The 15019-nt window shown below is 62.3% G+C and carries 13 protein-coding genes; 4 read left to right on the top strand and 9 right to left on the bottom strand.

Annotated elements, in window-relative coordinates:
- Positions 1-165: 165 nt before the first annotated feature.
- The 8 genes from F6S08_RS07790 to F6S08_RS07825 form a co-directional block, all read right to left on the bottom strand.
- Positions 166-1800: an ATP-dependent DNA ligase gene (locus tag F6S08_RS07790; protein WP_065947312.1), complete on the bottom strand. Its 1635-nt coding sequence runs from the start codon at positions 1798-1800 to the stop codon at positions 166-168.
- A complete protein-coding gene (locus tag F6S08_RS07795) occupies positions 1797-2801 on the bottom strand; it encodes a ligase-associated DNA damage response exonuclease (RefSeq protein ID WP_115485772.1) in 1005 nt (334 codons plus the stop codon). Before F6S08_RS07795 ends, F6S08_RS07790 begins: the two co-directional genes overlap by 4 nt.
- Before the next feature lie 155 nt (positions 2802-2956).
- Positions 2957-5398 carry a penicillin acylase family protein gene (locus F6S08_RS07800; protein ID WP_315871494.1) on the bottom strand — a complete coding sequence of 814 codons (2442 nt, stop codon included), beginning with the start codon at positions 5396-5398 and terminating at the stop codon, positions 2957-2959.
- 142 nt (positions 5399-5540) lie between these two features.
- Entirely contained in the window at positions 5541-6185 is a 645-nt protein-coding gene (locus F6S08_RS07805; RefSeq protein ID WP_315871495.1) for a glutathione S-transferase N-terminal domain-containing protein, read from the bottom strand.
- Positions 6186-6356: 171 nt separating this feature from the next.
- Positions 6357-6557, bottom strand: coding sequence for an SEC-C metal-binding domain-containing protein (locus tag F6S08_RS07810; protein WP_003189235.1), 201 nt, complete (start codon positions 6555-6557; stop codon positions 6357-6359).
- A complete protein-coding gene (locus tag F6S08_RS07815; protein ID WP_065926435.1) occupies positions 6554-7036 on the bottom strand; it encodes an LEA type 2 family protein in 483 nt (160 codons plus the stop codon). The genes F6S08_RS07810 and F6S08_RS07815 overlap by 4 nt, the downstream gene beginning before the upstream one ends.
- 19 nt (positions 7037-7055) lie before the next feature.
- Positions 7056-7526 carry a YchJ family protein gene (locus tag F6S08_RS07820; protein ID WP_065926434.1) on the bottom strand — a complete coding sequence of 157 codons (471 nt, stop codon included), beginning with the start codon at positions 7524-7526 and terminating at the stop codon, positions 7056-7058.
- Positions 7527-7530: 4 nt separating this feature from the next.
- Positions 7531-8028, bottom strand: coding sequence for a DUF6231 family protein (locus F6S08_RS07825; protein WP_065926433.1), 498 nt, complete (start codon positions 8026-8028; stop codon positions 7531-7533).
- A 191-nt stretch (positions 8029-8219) separates the two neighbouring features.
- Between F6S08_RS07825 and F6S08_RS07830 the strand changes: the two genes are divergently transcribed.
- On the top strand, positions 8220-8915 hold the full coding sequence (locus F6S08_RS07830) for an OmpA family protein (RefSeq protein ID WP_027604443.1): 696 nt from the start codon (positions 8220-8222) through the stop codon (positions 8913-8915).
- 155 nt (positions 8916-9070) lie between these two features.
- Complete coding sequence (locus F6S08_RS07835; RefSeq protein ID WP_065926432.1) at positions 9071-9829, top strand: collagen-like triple helix repeat-containing protein; 759 nt, start codon at positions 9071-9073, stop codon at positions 9827-9829.
- Positions 9830-9881: 52 nt separating this feature from the next.
- Here F6S08_RS07835 and F6S08_RS07840 read toward each other — a convergent pair whose 3' ends face one another.
- Positions 9882-10346 (bottom strand): CopD family protein, encoded by a 465-nt coding sequence (locus F6S08_RS07840; RefSeq protein ID WP_065926431.1) that lies wholly within the window; start codon positions 10344-10346, stop codon positions 9882-9884.
- A gap of 99 nt (positions 10347-10445) precedes the next feature.
- Here F6S08_RS07840 and dinG point away from each other — a divergent pair, with 99 nt between their 5' ends.
- Both dinG and F6S08_RS07850 read left to right on the top strand, forming a co-directional pair.
- Complete coding sequence (gene dinG, locus F6S08_RS07845; RefSeq protein WP_027604440.1) at positions 10446-12590, top strand: ATP-dependent DNA helicase DinG; 2145 nt, start codon at positions 10446-10448, stop codon at positions 12588-12590.
- A gap of 98 nt (positions 12591-12688) precedes the next feature.
- Entirely contained in the window at positions 12689-14986 is a 2298-nt protein-coding gene (locus F6S08_RS07850) for a beta-galactosidase (protein ID WP_065926430.1), read from the top strand.
- The last annotated feature ends 33 nt before the right edge of the window (positions 14987-15019 follow it).

Raw genomic sequence — 15019 nt, forward strand, 5'->3', positions numbered from 1 at the left:
GACGGATCACGAGTAGCAATTTCTGCACCATAGTTCCGAATGAGCGTTTTAAAAGGTGGGACAAGGGAGTCATGAGTGTAGGAGATGCACGAAAATGGGCATTGAAAATCGAACGCACTATTTCGGAACATTTGGAGATCCATTGTGGAGGGGCGGTGTTCTGGGTCAGGCCAGTAAGTCCTGCAGGGTGGCAAGGTTATCCGCCTCATCCACCGCCTTGTCCTGGCGCCAACGCAACATCCGCGGAAAGCGCACCGCAATCCCGCTCTTGTGCCGCTTGGACAGGGCAATGCCTTCAAACCCCAGCTCGAACACCATGCTGGGCGTCACGCTGCTGACCGGGCCGAACTTCTCCACGGTGGTCTTGCGCACGATGGCGTCGACCTTGCGCATTTCTTCGTCGGTCAGCCCTGAATAGGCCTTGGCGAAGGGCACCAGCGTGCGTTCACTGCCGGGCGGGCCATCCCATACGGCAAAGGTGTAGTCGCTGTAGAGGCTGGCGCGCCGGCCATGGCCGCGTTGGGCGTAGATCAACACCGCATCGACACTGAAGGGGTCGACTTTCCACTTCCACCACAGGCCCATGTCCTTGGTGCGGCCCACGCCGTAGAGGCCCTGGCGATCCTTGAGCATCATGCCTTCCACGCCGAGGCTGCGAGACGCTTCACGTTGCTCGGCCAAGGCCTGCCAGGTCGCGGCCGTCAGCAGTGGCGAGGGCAGCAGCACCGGTTGGTTGCACTGGGTGATCAACTGTTCGAGCTGGGCGCGGCGTTCGGCCTGGGTGTGGTTGCGCCAGTCGTCGCCCTGGTGTTCCAGCAGGTCATAGGCGAGGACGGCGACCGGTGCATCGTCGAGCACTTTTTTGCTCAGGGTCTTGCGGCCGATCCGCTGCTGCAGCAGGGCAAAGGGTTGCACCGCGTCTTTCCAGACGACGATCTCGCCATCGATCACCGTGCCATCGGGCAGGCCACTGACCAGGCTGTGCAGTTCGGGGAAACGCTCGGTCACCAGCTCTTCGCCCCGCGACCAGATCCACAGGCGGCCTTCACGCTTAACCAGTTGCGCGCGAATGCCGTCCCACTTCCATTCCACCTGCCAGTCGGCGGGAGAGCCGAGCAACGTGTCGAACTGCTCCACCGGCTGCGACAACCCGTGGGCGAGAAAAAACGGATAGGGCTGTCCGCCCCGTTGTGCATGCTCGTCGGATGATTCGGCAGCGATCAGCTTGAGGTATCCCTCGGCTGTCGGACGGTTGGACAGATCGGTGTAGCCCACCAGCCGCTGTGCAACGCGCTTGCTGTCGAGGTCGGCCATGGCGGCGAGGGCGCGGGTGACCAGCAGTTTGGATACGCCGACGCGAAAGCTGCCGGTGATCAACTTGACGCACACCATCAGACTCGGCTGGTCCAGTTGCGCCCATAACGCCGGTAACCGTTCGGCCAGGTCCAGGGGCGACAGGCCACGCAGCGGCAGGAGTTTTTCTTCCAGCCATACGGCGAGACCGTCCTCGGAGGTGTAGGTGGATTCCGGCAGGAGCAGGGAAATCGTCTCGGCCAGGTCGCCTACTGATTGGTAGCTCTCTTCGAACAGCCACGGCTCGATGCCGGATGCTTCGGTGGCCATGTCCCGCAGCAGACGCGTCGGTACCAATTGCCGCGGTCGTCCGCCGGACAGGAAATACACCGCCCACGCAGCGTCTTCAGGCGGCGCTTGCAGGAAGTAGGCTTGCAGGGCCGCGAGCTTGGCATTGCTGGAGGTGGTGGCGTCGAGGTTGGCGTACAGCTCGGCGAAGGCTTTCATGCCGTGGCCTCCTCTTCGTCATCACCGTATTCGGTGGTGAAGCCCTGGGCATCCAGGCCTTTTTCCCGCAGGTGGCGTACCAATACGCCGACGGAGCCGTGGGTGACCATCACCCGTTCGGCGCCGGTTTGTTCGATCGCCCACAGCAGCCCGGGCCAGTCCGCATGATCCGACAGCACAAAGCCCCGGTCCACTCCGCGTCGCCGCCGCGTACCGCGCAGGCGCATCCAGCCGCTGGCGAAGGCATCGCTGTAGTCGCCGAAGCGCTTGATCCAACTGCTGCCACCGGCGGAAGGCGGCGCGATGATCAGGGCCTGGCGCAGCAATGGGTCGGTCTTTTTGAAATCGCCGGCGTAGAGGGTTTCGGGGATATAAATGCCGGCCTCGCGATAAACCCGGTTCAGCGGCTCGACCGCGCCATGGCTGAGGATCGGCCCGATGCTGGCGTCGATGCCATGCAGGATGCGCTGGGCTTTGCCGAAGGAATAACAGAACAACACGCTGGCTTTGCCGGCGGCGATATTGGCCTGCCACCAGTCGTTGATCCCGGCGAAGATCTGCGCCTGGGGCTGCCAGCGGTAGATCGGCAGGCCGAAGGTGGATTCGGTGATAAAGGTATGGCAACGCACCGGTTCGAAGGGCGCGCAGGTGCCGTCCGGTTCCACTTTGTAGTCGCCGGACGCCACCCAGACTTCGCCCTGGTACTCCAGGCGCACCTGGGCCGAGCCGAGTACATGCCCGGCTGGGTGGAAGCTCAGGGTCACGCCGTGGTGGACGAGTTTTTCGCCATAGGCCAGGGTTTGCAGGTTGATGTCCTGGCCCAGGCGCGAGCGCAGGATGCCTTCGCCAGGGGCGGCAGCCAAATAGTGTTGATTGCCCGTGCGGGCGTGGTCGCCGTGGGCGTGGGTGATGACGGAGCGTTCCACCGGGCGCCAAGGATCGATGTAGAAATCTCCGGCGGGGCAGTAGAGGCCTTCGGGCCGGGCGATGACAAGGTCCATGGGCTGACCGGGGCGATGGGCTTATCAGGTATGAGGCGGGGGCGAGCGCAGAAGTTCTATCTGAATGCATGTGGGCCAAATGTGGGAGGGGGCAAGTCGAATCGTCGCACCGCCCCTCCCACATTTGGATCCGGTTTCAGCAGGTGGAAGTCAGGTCACTTGCCTGGGGTCAGGGTCAACCTGGCCTTCCCATATACCTTCTCGAAGTTCTGCGGCTGCATCGGGAAGCTCAGGTATTGCGCCTTGAGCGACGGGTCGATGCCGTTGGCGTAGTTCGGGCTTGCCGGGTTGCCGGATTGGCCGATGCCACCCTGGCCCATCATCGGCTCCACCTGGCCGAAGTCGACGATCATGCGCAGCGCCGGCACCTGGGTGGTGTTGAAGTCCTGGCCCCAGCTGTACGGTGCCGGGTTCAAAGTGTTGTGGTCGCCACCGGACGCCAGTGGGCCGCGAATCACTTGGCCACTGGTGTTTTTCCAGGTGATGCTGTGCAGCTTGCCCCACTGCCAGGTCTTGTGGTCAGCACCCAGTTGGCTCTCGCCAGCGCTGATCGCGGCGGCCAGGCTGCGGGCGAGGATGGCGGGTTTGTCTTCTTTCTGCGCGGTGCGCACGTCGTCCCAGAACGGGCTGTCTTCGCGGCCCAGCAGGTGGTCGGCCTGGGCGGCATAGGACAGGTTGGCGTTGCTGACAAAGGCTTTCCAACTGGCGCTGTTTTCCGGCCCCAGTTCGTCGAGGAATATCTGCCGGGTGCTTTCCTGCAGAAACAGTTCGTAGAGCGCCGCGTCGGCGGACGTCGACACCAGGCGGCCGTCGAAGGCCATCAGGCGCGTCAGTGCTTCCCGTGCCTTGGCCTGGTCGGCCGCCGGCAACGCATCAATCGCCTGCTTCAATGGCTGGGCCATACCCGGCGCCTGGAACATGGTCTTGAGCTTGGCGGCAAAGGTGGTGGTCTGGTCGTATTGCATGGCGATCATGCTGCGGCTGTCGTGCTTGCCCGCATTGGCCAGTTGCGCCAGGCGCTCGCTGCGCTCCGGCGCATCCCAGGAATTGGACAACTGCATGCCGTAGCCGCGCGGCGCGGTGCGTTGGTTGGCGGTGCCGATCCAGCCTTGGGCCGGGTCCTGGTCATAGGGGTGCAGCATCGCGTCGGCGTAACCGTCCCAGTCAAAGCGCGTATCCCAGCCGGGCGAGGGCAGCAGGCCTTCGCCTTCGCGGCGGTTGGGGAAGCGGCCGGTGACCTGCCAGCCAATGCTGCCGGCGTCGGCGAAGACCATGTTCAAGGCAATGGCGCGAATGTTCCGGGTTGCGTCCGAGGCCTTGCCGGCGTTTTGCGCGCGGGACAGGTCGAAGAACGCGTCGAGGCTCTTGTCATCCTTGAAGTCGGCGGTTTGCAGGGCCAGGCCAAAACCGCTGGTCAGGGCCTGGCTGCTGTTGAGCAGGGCGCCGTGGCGGGTTTCGTACACCACTTCGCGAATCGAGCGTTGACCCTTGACGAAGAAGGTTTCATTACGCACCGCTGCCGGCAGCCATTTTCCGTTGTTCTCGTAGTACAGCGCGCTGCCCTGGCGTTTGACCTTCTCCAGGAACAGGTCCTGGGTATCGCCCTTGACCGTGCTCATGCTCCACGCCACGTTGCCGTTGAAACCGGACAACAGGGTCGGCAGGCCGGCAATCGAGGCGCCGACGGCCTGGTATTTCGGTGCGCGGATCTGCACGTAGTTCCACGGCGACGGTGCTTGCGGCTGGGCGGCGAGGTCGCCTGCCAGCAGGCTCTTGCCGCTGCGACTGCGTTGCGGGCCGATGGCCCAGTTGCTCGACGTGGTAACCGCCAGCGAGTTGAGGCTGCTCAATTGCTGGCTGACCGTGTCCAGCCCGGCCAGGCCGGTGATCTGGCTGAGGTTCACGCCCTTGAGTTTCTCGGCTTCGGCCAGGGGGATCGGCTCATCCGGCGCACTCGGTGTCAGCCAGGCGAGTTTGTCCACGCCGACCTTTTGCGCCAGCAGCAACGACGCCAGCTCTTCCTGCAGGTTGGCCGACTCGCTGAAATTCAGCAGGCAGAACAGCAGCGCCGAATCCTCCGGCTTCCAGTACTCAGGCTTGTAGCCGGTCTGGGCCAGGTCCGGCGGCAGCTTGTCGCGGTAGCGGAACAGGTAGGCGTTGACGCCACGGGCATACACTTCAAAGAAGCGCTTGAGGCGCGGCGACGAGGCGTTATACAGCTCGCCGGCGCTTTTCTTCAGGTTGACCGCGCGCATGAAGCGGTCCACATCCAGCACCTCAGGGCCGGACATTTCAGCCAGGCGGCCCTGGGCCAGCAGGCGCAGGGTGACCATCTGGGTGATGCGGTCACTGGCGTGCACATAACCCAGGCTGAACAGTGCGTCGTGGAAGGTATTGCTTTCGATCAGCGGCATGCCTTGGGCGTTGCGGCGTATCGAAACATTCTGTGCGAGGCCCTTGATCGGCTGCACGCCGGCCACTGGCGGCAGGGTGTCCTGGGTGCTCTGGAGCTGGCAACCGGCCAGGCTTAATGCACTGGCCACTGCCGCGGCAACGCCGAACCGGGGAAGAAAATGTGAGAGGGCTGGCGAGGCCATGGCAAAGCTCCTGCGGGGGGTAGCGTCAGTAAAGGCGCTACGTTAGTGAGCGCGGTGAAACGACGCAAGCAGGAGTTTGGGTAAAGCGTTAGATCTTGAGTCGCATCGCCTCTCTCACCTGTTGACCGCGTACGACTTCAGGTCAGGATTTAGGCGGATTGACCTTTTGGACTAATTCATACGCCCGAACCGTCGCTGGCCGTTCCTTGATGCTATTGAACCAGCGCTGAACGTGTGGGAAATCCTCCAGGCTCTGGCTCTGCCACTTGTGGGAAACGATCCACGGATAGATCGCCATATCGGCAATGCTGTAGTCCTCACCCGCCACGAACGCACGGTCCGCCAGACGTCGGTCCAGCACACCGTATAGACGGGCGGTTTCATCTACGTAGCGCTTGATCGCGTAGGGGATTTTCTCCGGGGCAAACTGGCTGAAATGATGGTTCTGGCCCGCCATCGGCCCGAGACCACCCATTTGCCAGAACAACCATTGCAGCGCTTCCTGGCGACTGCGCAGGTTTTTTGGAATGAACTGGCCGGTTTTTTCCGCGAGGTACAGTAGGATCGCGCCGGATTCAAACAGCGAAATCGGCGCGCCGCCGTCGCTCGGGTTCTGATCGACGATGGCCGGGATGCGGTTGTTGGGGGCAATCTTCAGGAAGTCTGGCTTGAACTGGTCGCCCTGGCCAATGTTGATCGGGTGCACTTTGTAGGGCAGGCCGGCTTCTTCCAGGAACAGCGATACTTTGTGACCGTTGGGGGTGGTCCAGTAATACAGGTCGATCATGAAGCTCTCCAAAAGTGGTGATGCTTGAGCGAATGCCTGTAGGTATAGGTAAAGGTGGGAGGGGGAAAATTCAATCAAACATTTGCGCCTACCCTTAGACGCTTTCGATTTGGAATGCGATGCAGCTGTGGAAGGGAGCGAACTCCCTCACACAGGGGCCTTCAGAGCGATTTACGCCCCGTGGCACTTCTTGAATTTTTTCTCACTGCCGCACGGGCAAGGATCGTTGCGACCAACGTCCTTCAATGCATTGCGCACCGGCTCCTGGTGAGCGTGGCCGCAGTTCGGGCCGTGGACATGGCCGTGGTCGTGATCATGGTGATCGTGATCGTGGTTGCAGTCAGGACCATGGACATGGGGTTGCTGAGTCATCGATGTCGCTCCGGAATAAAATCGCCGGGGATTATCTCGCCATTGTGGTTCACCTGCACGTCATAACCGATGAATAATCCGGTTTTCAGTTCACCCTCCAGACGATACGGCACAGGCTGGTCGGGTTTTTTCAGCATCTGCACCACATCGCGGATCTGCGGCCAGAGGTTGGTGCGCACCGACACCTTGAAAAATGCATGGCCCTTGGGCGGTACCGTCAGCCATTCATTGGACTCGCCTTCGGTGAGCACAAAATCATCCAGGGTGACCTTGTAGATCAGCCCACGCACGGTCAGGTCCGAGTCGTCGCGGTTATCCACGCGAAAGTACAGCTTGAATTTCTGCTCCAGCAGCTTGGCCCGCACCACTTCGACTTTCACCAGGGAAACGTGCGGCGGGGGCGAATCGTCTTCGAACCAGGAGGCGCAACCGGTCATGCCGAAGGTTAACGCCAGCATCAAGCTGCAGATCCGAAGCATGGCGTGAGTCCTGTGGTGGTTAGAGATAGCTGGAACAACACTTCTTGAATTTTTGCCCACTGCCGCAAAGGCACGCATCGTTGCGTCCGGTTTTCACTTCCACCGTGGGGTCGATGAAGTACCAGCGCCCTTCATTCTGTACGAAAGAAGACTGCTCGCGGTGGCTATGTTCGCCAGTGCTGTCATGCCAGCGTGCGGTGAAGGTCACGAAGGCGTGTTCCGGCTGGCCGCCGAACACCTCGGAACTTTCAACTTCCAGGCCGAGCCAGGTGCTCTGGGCGCTCCAGGCGGCGATGGCCTCACGGTCCAGGCCGGCCTGTTGCGCGGGCAACGTGGTTGCGACCAGATAATCCACCAGGCCCAGCACATAGGCGCTGTAGCGTGAACGCATCAGGGCGCTGGCGCAGGGGGCCGGGTGCCCGGCGTGATAATGACCGCAGCAGGCATCCAGCAGGTTGCCACTGCCGCAGGGGCAAATGGATGTACTCATCGGGTTACCACCAATACTTTCCGAAGTTTTCCGGGTTGGCCCAGAAACGGGCGTTGAGCCAGTCCGGCACCTGTTTATAGTCAAGCAGATCGTAGGTAAACAGCGTCAGCACCTGCTCGTCGCGCTGGAAACGCTCGCCGGCTTGGAGGGCCAGGGAGAAAAAGTCGGTTTCCTTCCAGCCGCAGGCGCCCAGGTCCACCAGCACCGCAATGCGGCTGGCGTTGAGGTTGCGGATGCCGCCGAGCAAGGTCAGGCCTTGGGGTTTTGGCAGGTACTCGAGGCAATCGACCACCAGCGCCAGGTCAAAACGCTGGGCCGCCAGCGCTTGCGGCAATGGCCCTGGCGCGGCGCAGAACACCTGGGTGTCAGGGTGCGCGTCCTTAAAGGCGTCCAGCGCCGGGAACTGGCTGGCACCCAACAGCAACAGGCGTTTGGGCTGGTGCAGATCGAGCAAGGCGGCCAGCGCTTGCTGGGGAGTACGGGCAGAAATACCAGCGGTCATCAGAGATCCTCACATCAGGACCATAGAGACTAGCGCGGCTGAGCGTGCGGGCCTAGAGCGGGTGGCTGCGAAAAGTCCTACGTGGGCGGCGATCCCCAATGAATACGGGGGCTTGGCGTAGTGGCGCAGTTGAAAAGAGCGGTCTTTACTCCACCCATCGGCCCCCGCCGATCCCCTCAGGAGAAAGTCAGATGAGCATCATGCGGACAGCTCTACCCTTGGTTCTGCTAACCGGAGTATTGACAGGTTGCGCAGGCTTGCAAAAAACCGATTGGCCTACCTGTGCCGCTGTTGGCGGTGTGACCGGTGCGGCGATCGGTGCGACTGAAAGCTCGGCCTACGCAGGCTATGGCGCGTTGCTGGTCGGCGGTATGGCCGGCGCCTATTGCTGGGTGCACGGCGATGGCGACGAAGATGGCGATGGCGTGCCGGACAGCCGCGACAAGTGCCCGGGCACCCCGAAAGGTGTGCAGGTCGACGCCAATGGTTGCCCTCCGGCGCCGCCAGCGGCGGTGGTCGAGGAGGTGGTCGTGGTCAAGGAAGAAACCATCGTGATCCGCGATGTGCACTTCCAGTTCGACTCGGCCAAGTTGACGGCAGCGGATAAAACCAAACTCGACACCATTGCCACGCGCCTGAAACAGGAAGCCCCGAGCGCCCAGCTACGGGTCAGTGGTCACACCGACAGCGTCGGTAAAGACGCCTACAACCAGAAACTCTCGGAAAAACGTGCCCATTCGGTCACCGATTACCTGATCGGCGCCGGGGTGCCCCGCAGTGCCTTTGTGTCTGTCACCGGGGCGGGCGAAAGCCATCCGGTCGCCGACAACAAGACCGCTGAAGGCCGCGCCCTGAACCGCCGTACGGAAATCCAGATCAACCGCTGACAGCCCTTGCCCCTGTGGGATCCACAGGGGCATTGCCGGCCACCCTCGCTTGAACCGCTCCCTCTCAAGTTTTTTGAACCTTCACTGGCAAATCGCCTGTAGAAGTCGTTACTGTGCGTCCAAAGAAAAATTTGAAAACACTCAGGAGCCCCATGATGCGTAAGGTTTTTCTGTTGGCCCTGTTGGTCAGCCCCGTTGCCCTGGCCCAGAGCGTCAGTGTCGAAACGAACTCATTGATGCGCCTTCCCTCCAGCACCAGTGTGTTGCAACTGGAGCGCCTGGACGTGGCGGACTACGGCACGTTGCTGATTCCGGCCACCATCAGCCAGGTCACGGTGGATGAACTGCACCTGGGCCGCGACGCACGCATCGCGATTGTTCCTGGCAATACCGCGCTGCAATTGCAGGTGCGGCATGCGCACCTTGAGCATGGCAGCCAGATCACCTCGCGCGGTGCCCCCGGTACCCATGAAAAACCGGCCAAGGCCGGGCGTGACCTGACCTTGCGCATCAACGCGCTGACGGCTGAAGAACTCTCGGTGGATGCCCGTGGCGGCGCCGGTGCCCAAGGGTATGCCGGGCTGGATGGCGCCAATGGCGTGGATCCTGGGTGTACCTGGGGCTCGGCGGGGCGCGGTTTCAATGGCGATAACGGCGGCGATGGCCTGCCGGGTGGGGCGGGTGCACAGGTTCGCGTGGAATTGCCGAAGGACTTCCCGGCGGAACACATCAAGGTCTGGGTGGATGGCGGTGCTGGCGGTTTGGCCGGTACGGCCGGCAAGCCGGGCAAAGGCGGGGAGTCCAAAGGCTGCCTGGTGTACCGCGCCGATGGTGGCGAGAAGGGCCGCCCAGGGTTGGAAGGGCAGCCGGGGCCAGCTGGGCCTGCGGGTACCGTGACTATTCAGCGGCTCTAAGTTCTAAAGAGCTGCAAGCTTCAAGCTTCAAGCTTGCAGCTTGTGGCTGTACTCAAAACATCGGCCGAGCCGATGCAATCGCCACCACCACCAACCCCACGATCAGGTTGATCCCCACCAGCTTGCGAATCTGCCCCAGTGCAGCCGCACCCGCCGGCCAATCCTCAGCCGTCACCGCCGCCTTCAGCTGCGGAAACTTCAGCGCCTGGATGCGGATAAACAACGCCGTCATCACCAGATACAAACCCATCATCACCTGCACATAGCGCGGTGCGCTTTCAAACCCGCTGAACCGTAGGTGCAGCAGGCCGACGCCGCTGATCGGCAAAACCAGCACTGCCACCCATACCCACACGAAAAAACGTTGAAACACATTGGCCCACAGCTTGAGTCGGGCAGGGCCCTCAAGGGCCGCCATAGCGGCGGGGCGCAGGATCATCCAGGCGAAAAACATGCCGCCGACCCAGATCAGGGCGGCCAATACATGCAGGGTGTAAACGAGGCTAAACGCGGTCATTGTGGTACTCCGTTCTGCGCGGGATTAATTAGCGGGGTATGATAGCTGCCGATCCGAACCACTGAAAATTTATCCAGCGTTTTTTGCGCCCGACTATCCATGATCAGCACTGAACTCAAAACCACGATCCAGGGCGCCTACACGCGTTTTCTCGAAGCCAAGAGCTTGAAACCGCGCTACGGCCAACGCCTGATGATCGCCGAAGTGGCCAAGGTCCTCGGGGATATCGACACCGATGACGAAGGCCGCCGCGAAGGTGAGCCCGCCGTCGTGGCCGTCGAAGCCGGCACCGGTACCGGCAAGACCGTGGCCTATAGCCTGGCTGCGATCCCGACCGCGAAGGCCGCCGGCAAGCGCCTGGTGATCGCCACTGCCACTGTCGCCCTGCAGGAGCAGATCGTCTACAAAGACCTGCCCGACCTGATGCGCAACAGCGGCCTGAACTTCACCTTCGCCCTGGCCAAGGGCCGTGGCCGCTACATGTGCCTGTCCAAGCTCGACGTGCTGCTGCAGGAAGGCCACGCGCAAACCGCCACGGCGTCGCTGTTCGAGGAAGAAGGCTTCAAGATCGAAGTGGATGAGGTCAGCCAGAAGCTGTTTACCAGCATGATCGAGAAACTGGCCGGCAATAAATGGGACGGCGACCGCGACAGCTGGCCCACCGCCCTCGAAGATGCCGACTGGGCACGCCTGACCACCGACCACAGCCAGTGCACCAACCGCCATTGCCCCAACTTTGGCCAGTGCGCCTTCTACAAGGCCCGCGAAGGCATGGGCAAGGTCGACGTGATCGTTACCAACCACGATATGGTCCTGGCCGACCTGGCCCTGGGCGGCGGTGCCGTGTTGCCGGACCCGCGTGACACCCTTTACGTGTTCGACGAAGGCCATCACCTGCCCGACAAGGCTATCGGCCACTTCGCCCACTACACGCGCCTGCGCTCCACCGCCGATTGGCTGGAAACCACCGCGAAGAATCTCACCAAATTGCTCGCCCAGCACCCGCTGCCCGGCGATTTGGGCAAGCTGATCGAACAGGTGCCGGAGCTGGCGCGGGAGATCAAGACCCAGCAACAGTTCATGTTCAGCGCCTGCGAACAGGTGGCCGACTTCAAGCCCGGCGAAGATGTGGAAGGCCGTGAGCGCCCGCGCCACCGTTTTGTCGGTGGGATGATCCCCGAGCATATGCGCGAAATGGGCATCGAGCTGAAGAAAGGCTTTTCCCGTCTTACCGACCTGTTCACCCGCCTGACTGACTTGCTCAAGGAAGGCATGGACGGTGAGGTCAACATCGGCATCGCCAGCAACCAGGCCGAGGAATGGTATCCGCTGTTCGGCAGTCTGTTGTCCCGTTCCCAGGGCAACTGGGAGCTGTGGACGGCCTTTACCGTCGAAGACCCCGAAGACAACCCGCCCATGGCCCGCTGGCTGACCCTGTCGGAAAGCGGTGCGTTGTTTGATATCGAGGTCAACGCCAGCCCGATCCTTGCCGCCGAGATGCTACGCCGCAACCTGTGGAACGTGGCGTATGGCTGCCTGGTGACCTCCGCCACGCTGACCGCCCTGGGCACCTTCGACCGCTTCCGCATGCGCGCGGGGCTGCCGAAAAAGGCCGTCACGGCGGTGGTGCCAAGCCCGTTCCATCATGCCGACGCCGGTGTGCTGCGGGTGCCCGATCTCAAGGCCGATCCACGGGATGCGCCGGCGCACACCGCTGCGATCATCCGCGACCTGCCCTCCCTGGTGGAAGGTTCGCGCGGCACCCTGGTGTTGTTCTCGTCGCGCAAACAGATGCAGGACGTGTTCGACGGCCTCGACCGCGACTGGCGCAAGCAGGTGTTTATCCAGGGCAACCTGTCCAAGCAGGAAACCCTGAACAAGCACAAGGCGCGTGTCGATGGCGGGGATTCCAGCGTGCTGTTCGGCCTGGCGAGTTTCGCCGAAGGCGTGGACTTGCCCGGCGCCTACTGCGAACACGTGGTGATCGCCAAGATCCCGTTCTCGGTGCCGGATGATCCGGTCGAGGCCGCATTGGCCGAATGGATCGAAGCGCGGGGCGGTAACCCGTTCATGGAGATCTCGGTGCCGGATGCTTCCTTGAAGCTGGTGCAGGCCTGCGGTCGCTTGCTGCGTACCGAGGAAGACCGGGGCACCATCACCTTGCTCGACCGCCGCCTGGTGACCCAGCGCTACGGCAAGGCGATCCTGAATGCGTTGCCGCCCTTCCGGCGCGAAATTTCTTAAGCCATCGTGGGCGAATTCGCCCACTTCGTGGTCTATCTCACTGCTATCGATTTATGTCATCAGGCTATTTACCGGCCGTTTGGGAGAACCTTGTTCGTATGATTCGCACGCTGCCCGCCCTTTTTGCCCTGCTGTTCACTGCGCCGTTGATGGCCGCGCCCGCAGGGCAACAGACATTGTTCAACTTCGTCCGGCCTGCCGATGTGGTCAAGGTGGCGACCCAGGACGCCAGCCTGCCGCAATACAACGCCGAACAAACCCCCGAAGGCGAGGTGTTGCGTCGCATCACCTTCAACCCGGCCGCCGAGCCGAGCCTGGTGCTCAGCCCACAGGCCGGTGCCTGGGATTGGTCGCAGTCCGGCGCCATGAGCCTGCGTATCCAGAGTGCCATGGACTGGGCGCTGACCCTCTACGTCAAGGTGCAGAGCAGCGATGGCAAGACCCTGGTCAGCCGCATCGACCTGCCGGCCGGCCCCGCCCAGACCTTGCTGGTCCCGCTGCAAGCCAACTCGCCGTTGAGCCAGGGCATGAAGGCCGGCCCGCCGATGCCGATCAGCGTGGATGGCCAGCGCGTGTTGCTGGCCAGCAGCGCCGGCGAGATCGACCGTAGCCAGGTGGTCTCGGTGACCCTGTCGATGATCAAGCCCAACGCCGCGCAAAGCATCCTGCTGGAACGCTTTGGTGTGCAGGACAGCGAGCCGGTGCTGAAGGCGGCCTACAGCGAACTGGTGGATACCTATGGCCAGTCCACCCGCGCGCGCTGGCCGGAAAAGATCAGCAGCGACGAACAGCTCAAGGCGGCCGCGGCAAAGGAGCAAACCCAACTGCAGGGCTGGCTGGCCGCGCGTGATAAATCCGCATTGGACACGTTCGGCGGCTGGAACAAAGGGCCGGCGTTCAAGGCCAGTGGCTTTTTCCGCACCGAAAAGCGTGACGGTCGCTGGTACCTGGTGACTCCGGAAGGCCATCCGTTCTATTCCCTGGGTGTCAATACCGTGGCCCCGGACAACAGCCAGACCTACGTGGCCGGTCGTGAGTGGATGTTCGCGGCGCTGCCAAAGGCCGGTGAACCCTTCGACAAGTACTACGGCAGCGGCGATAACCGCACCGGCAATGGTGCGGGTGAAGGTCGTGGCTTTGCTGCCGGGCGTTGGTACGATTTCTACGGCGCCAACCTGCAGCGTACTTATGGCGGCGAAGGATTTGACCAGAAACGCTGGGTGACCCATACCCTTGATCGCCTGCAAGCCTGGGGTTTCAATACCGTCGGCAACTGGAGCGACGGCGCGTTGGCCACTGCCGATCGTGTGCCGTACACCTTGCCGCTGTCGATCGTCGGCGACTACGCCAGTATCAGCACCGGCACCGACTGGTGGGGCGGCATGCCCGATCCGTTCGATCCGCGTTTCGCCATGGCGACCGAGCGCGCGGTGGCCATTGCCGCCCGCGACCACCGCGACGACCCCTGGCTGATCGGCTTCTTTGCCGATAACGAACTGGCCTGGGCCGGCCCCGGCGATGATCCGAAATCCCGCTACGCCCTGGCCTACGGCACCTTGCGCATGACCACCGACGTACCGGCCAAGCGCGCGTTCCTCAAGCAATTGCGTGACAAGTATCGCAACGAGCAAGGCCTGTCGAAAGCCTGGGGCATCGAGTTGGCGGGGTGGGAGCTGATGGAAGACCCGGGCTTCGAACCGCCGATGCCCAACCCTGAGCACCCGGAAATCGAAGCTGACTTCAAATACTTCCAGAAGACCTTCGCCGATGCCTACTTCAAGACCATCTCCGACTCGCTGAAATGGCACGCACCCAACCAACTGCTGCTGGGCGGGCGTTATGCGGTGAGTACGCCTGAAGCCGTGGCGTCGTGCGCGCAGTATTGCGATGTGCTGAGCTTCAACATGTACACGCTCAAACCCCAGGACGGCTATGACTTTGCCGCGCTGCGCGCCCTGGACAAACCGGTGTTGATCACTGAATTCAACTTCGGCTCTGCGGACCGTGGCCCGTTCTGGGGCGGCGTGACCCAGTTGCCTAGGGAAGAAGAGCGTGGCGTGGCATATGCCAACTTCCTCAAGCAAGCCATGGCCGAGCCGTCCATTGTCGGCGTGCATTGGTTCCAGTACCTGGACCAGCCGGTGACCGGCCGTTTGCTGGACGGTGAAAACGGCCACTTCGGCCTGGTGGGCATCACTGACGTACCGTTCCAGGGGTTCGTCGACAGTGTGCGTAGAAGCAACCTGGCGGCGGTGGATCAACTGGGCAAGGAAGCGGAAAAGGCCAAGGCCGCCAGCACGGTTCATGAAAGCGAAGGCAGCAAACCTGGACGTGAGGGCAAAGGCCCGGGACAGGGCGCCGGACACGCCGGTGGGCATTCGGGAAATGGTCATTGATTCATTGTTGACGGGTTCACAAATCCCACAATG

Source organism: Pseudomonas sp. JV449 (genome assembly GCF_032424295.1).
Taxonomy (GTDB): Bacteria; Pseudomonadota; Gammaproteobacteria; order Pseudomonadales; family Pseudomonadaceae; genus Aquipseudomonas; species Aquipseudomonas marginalis.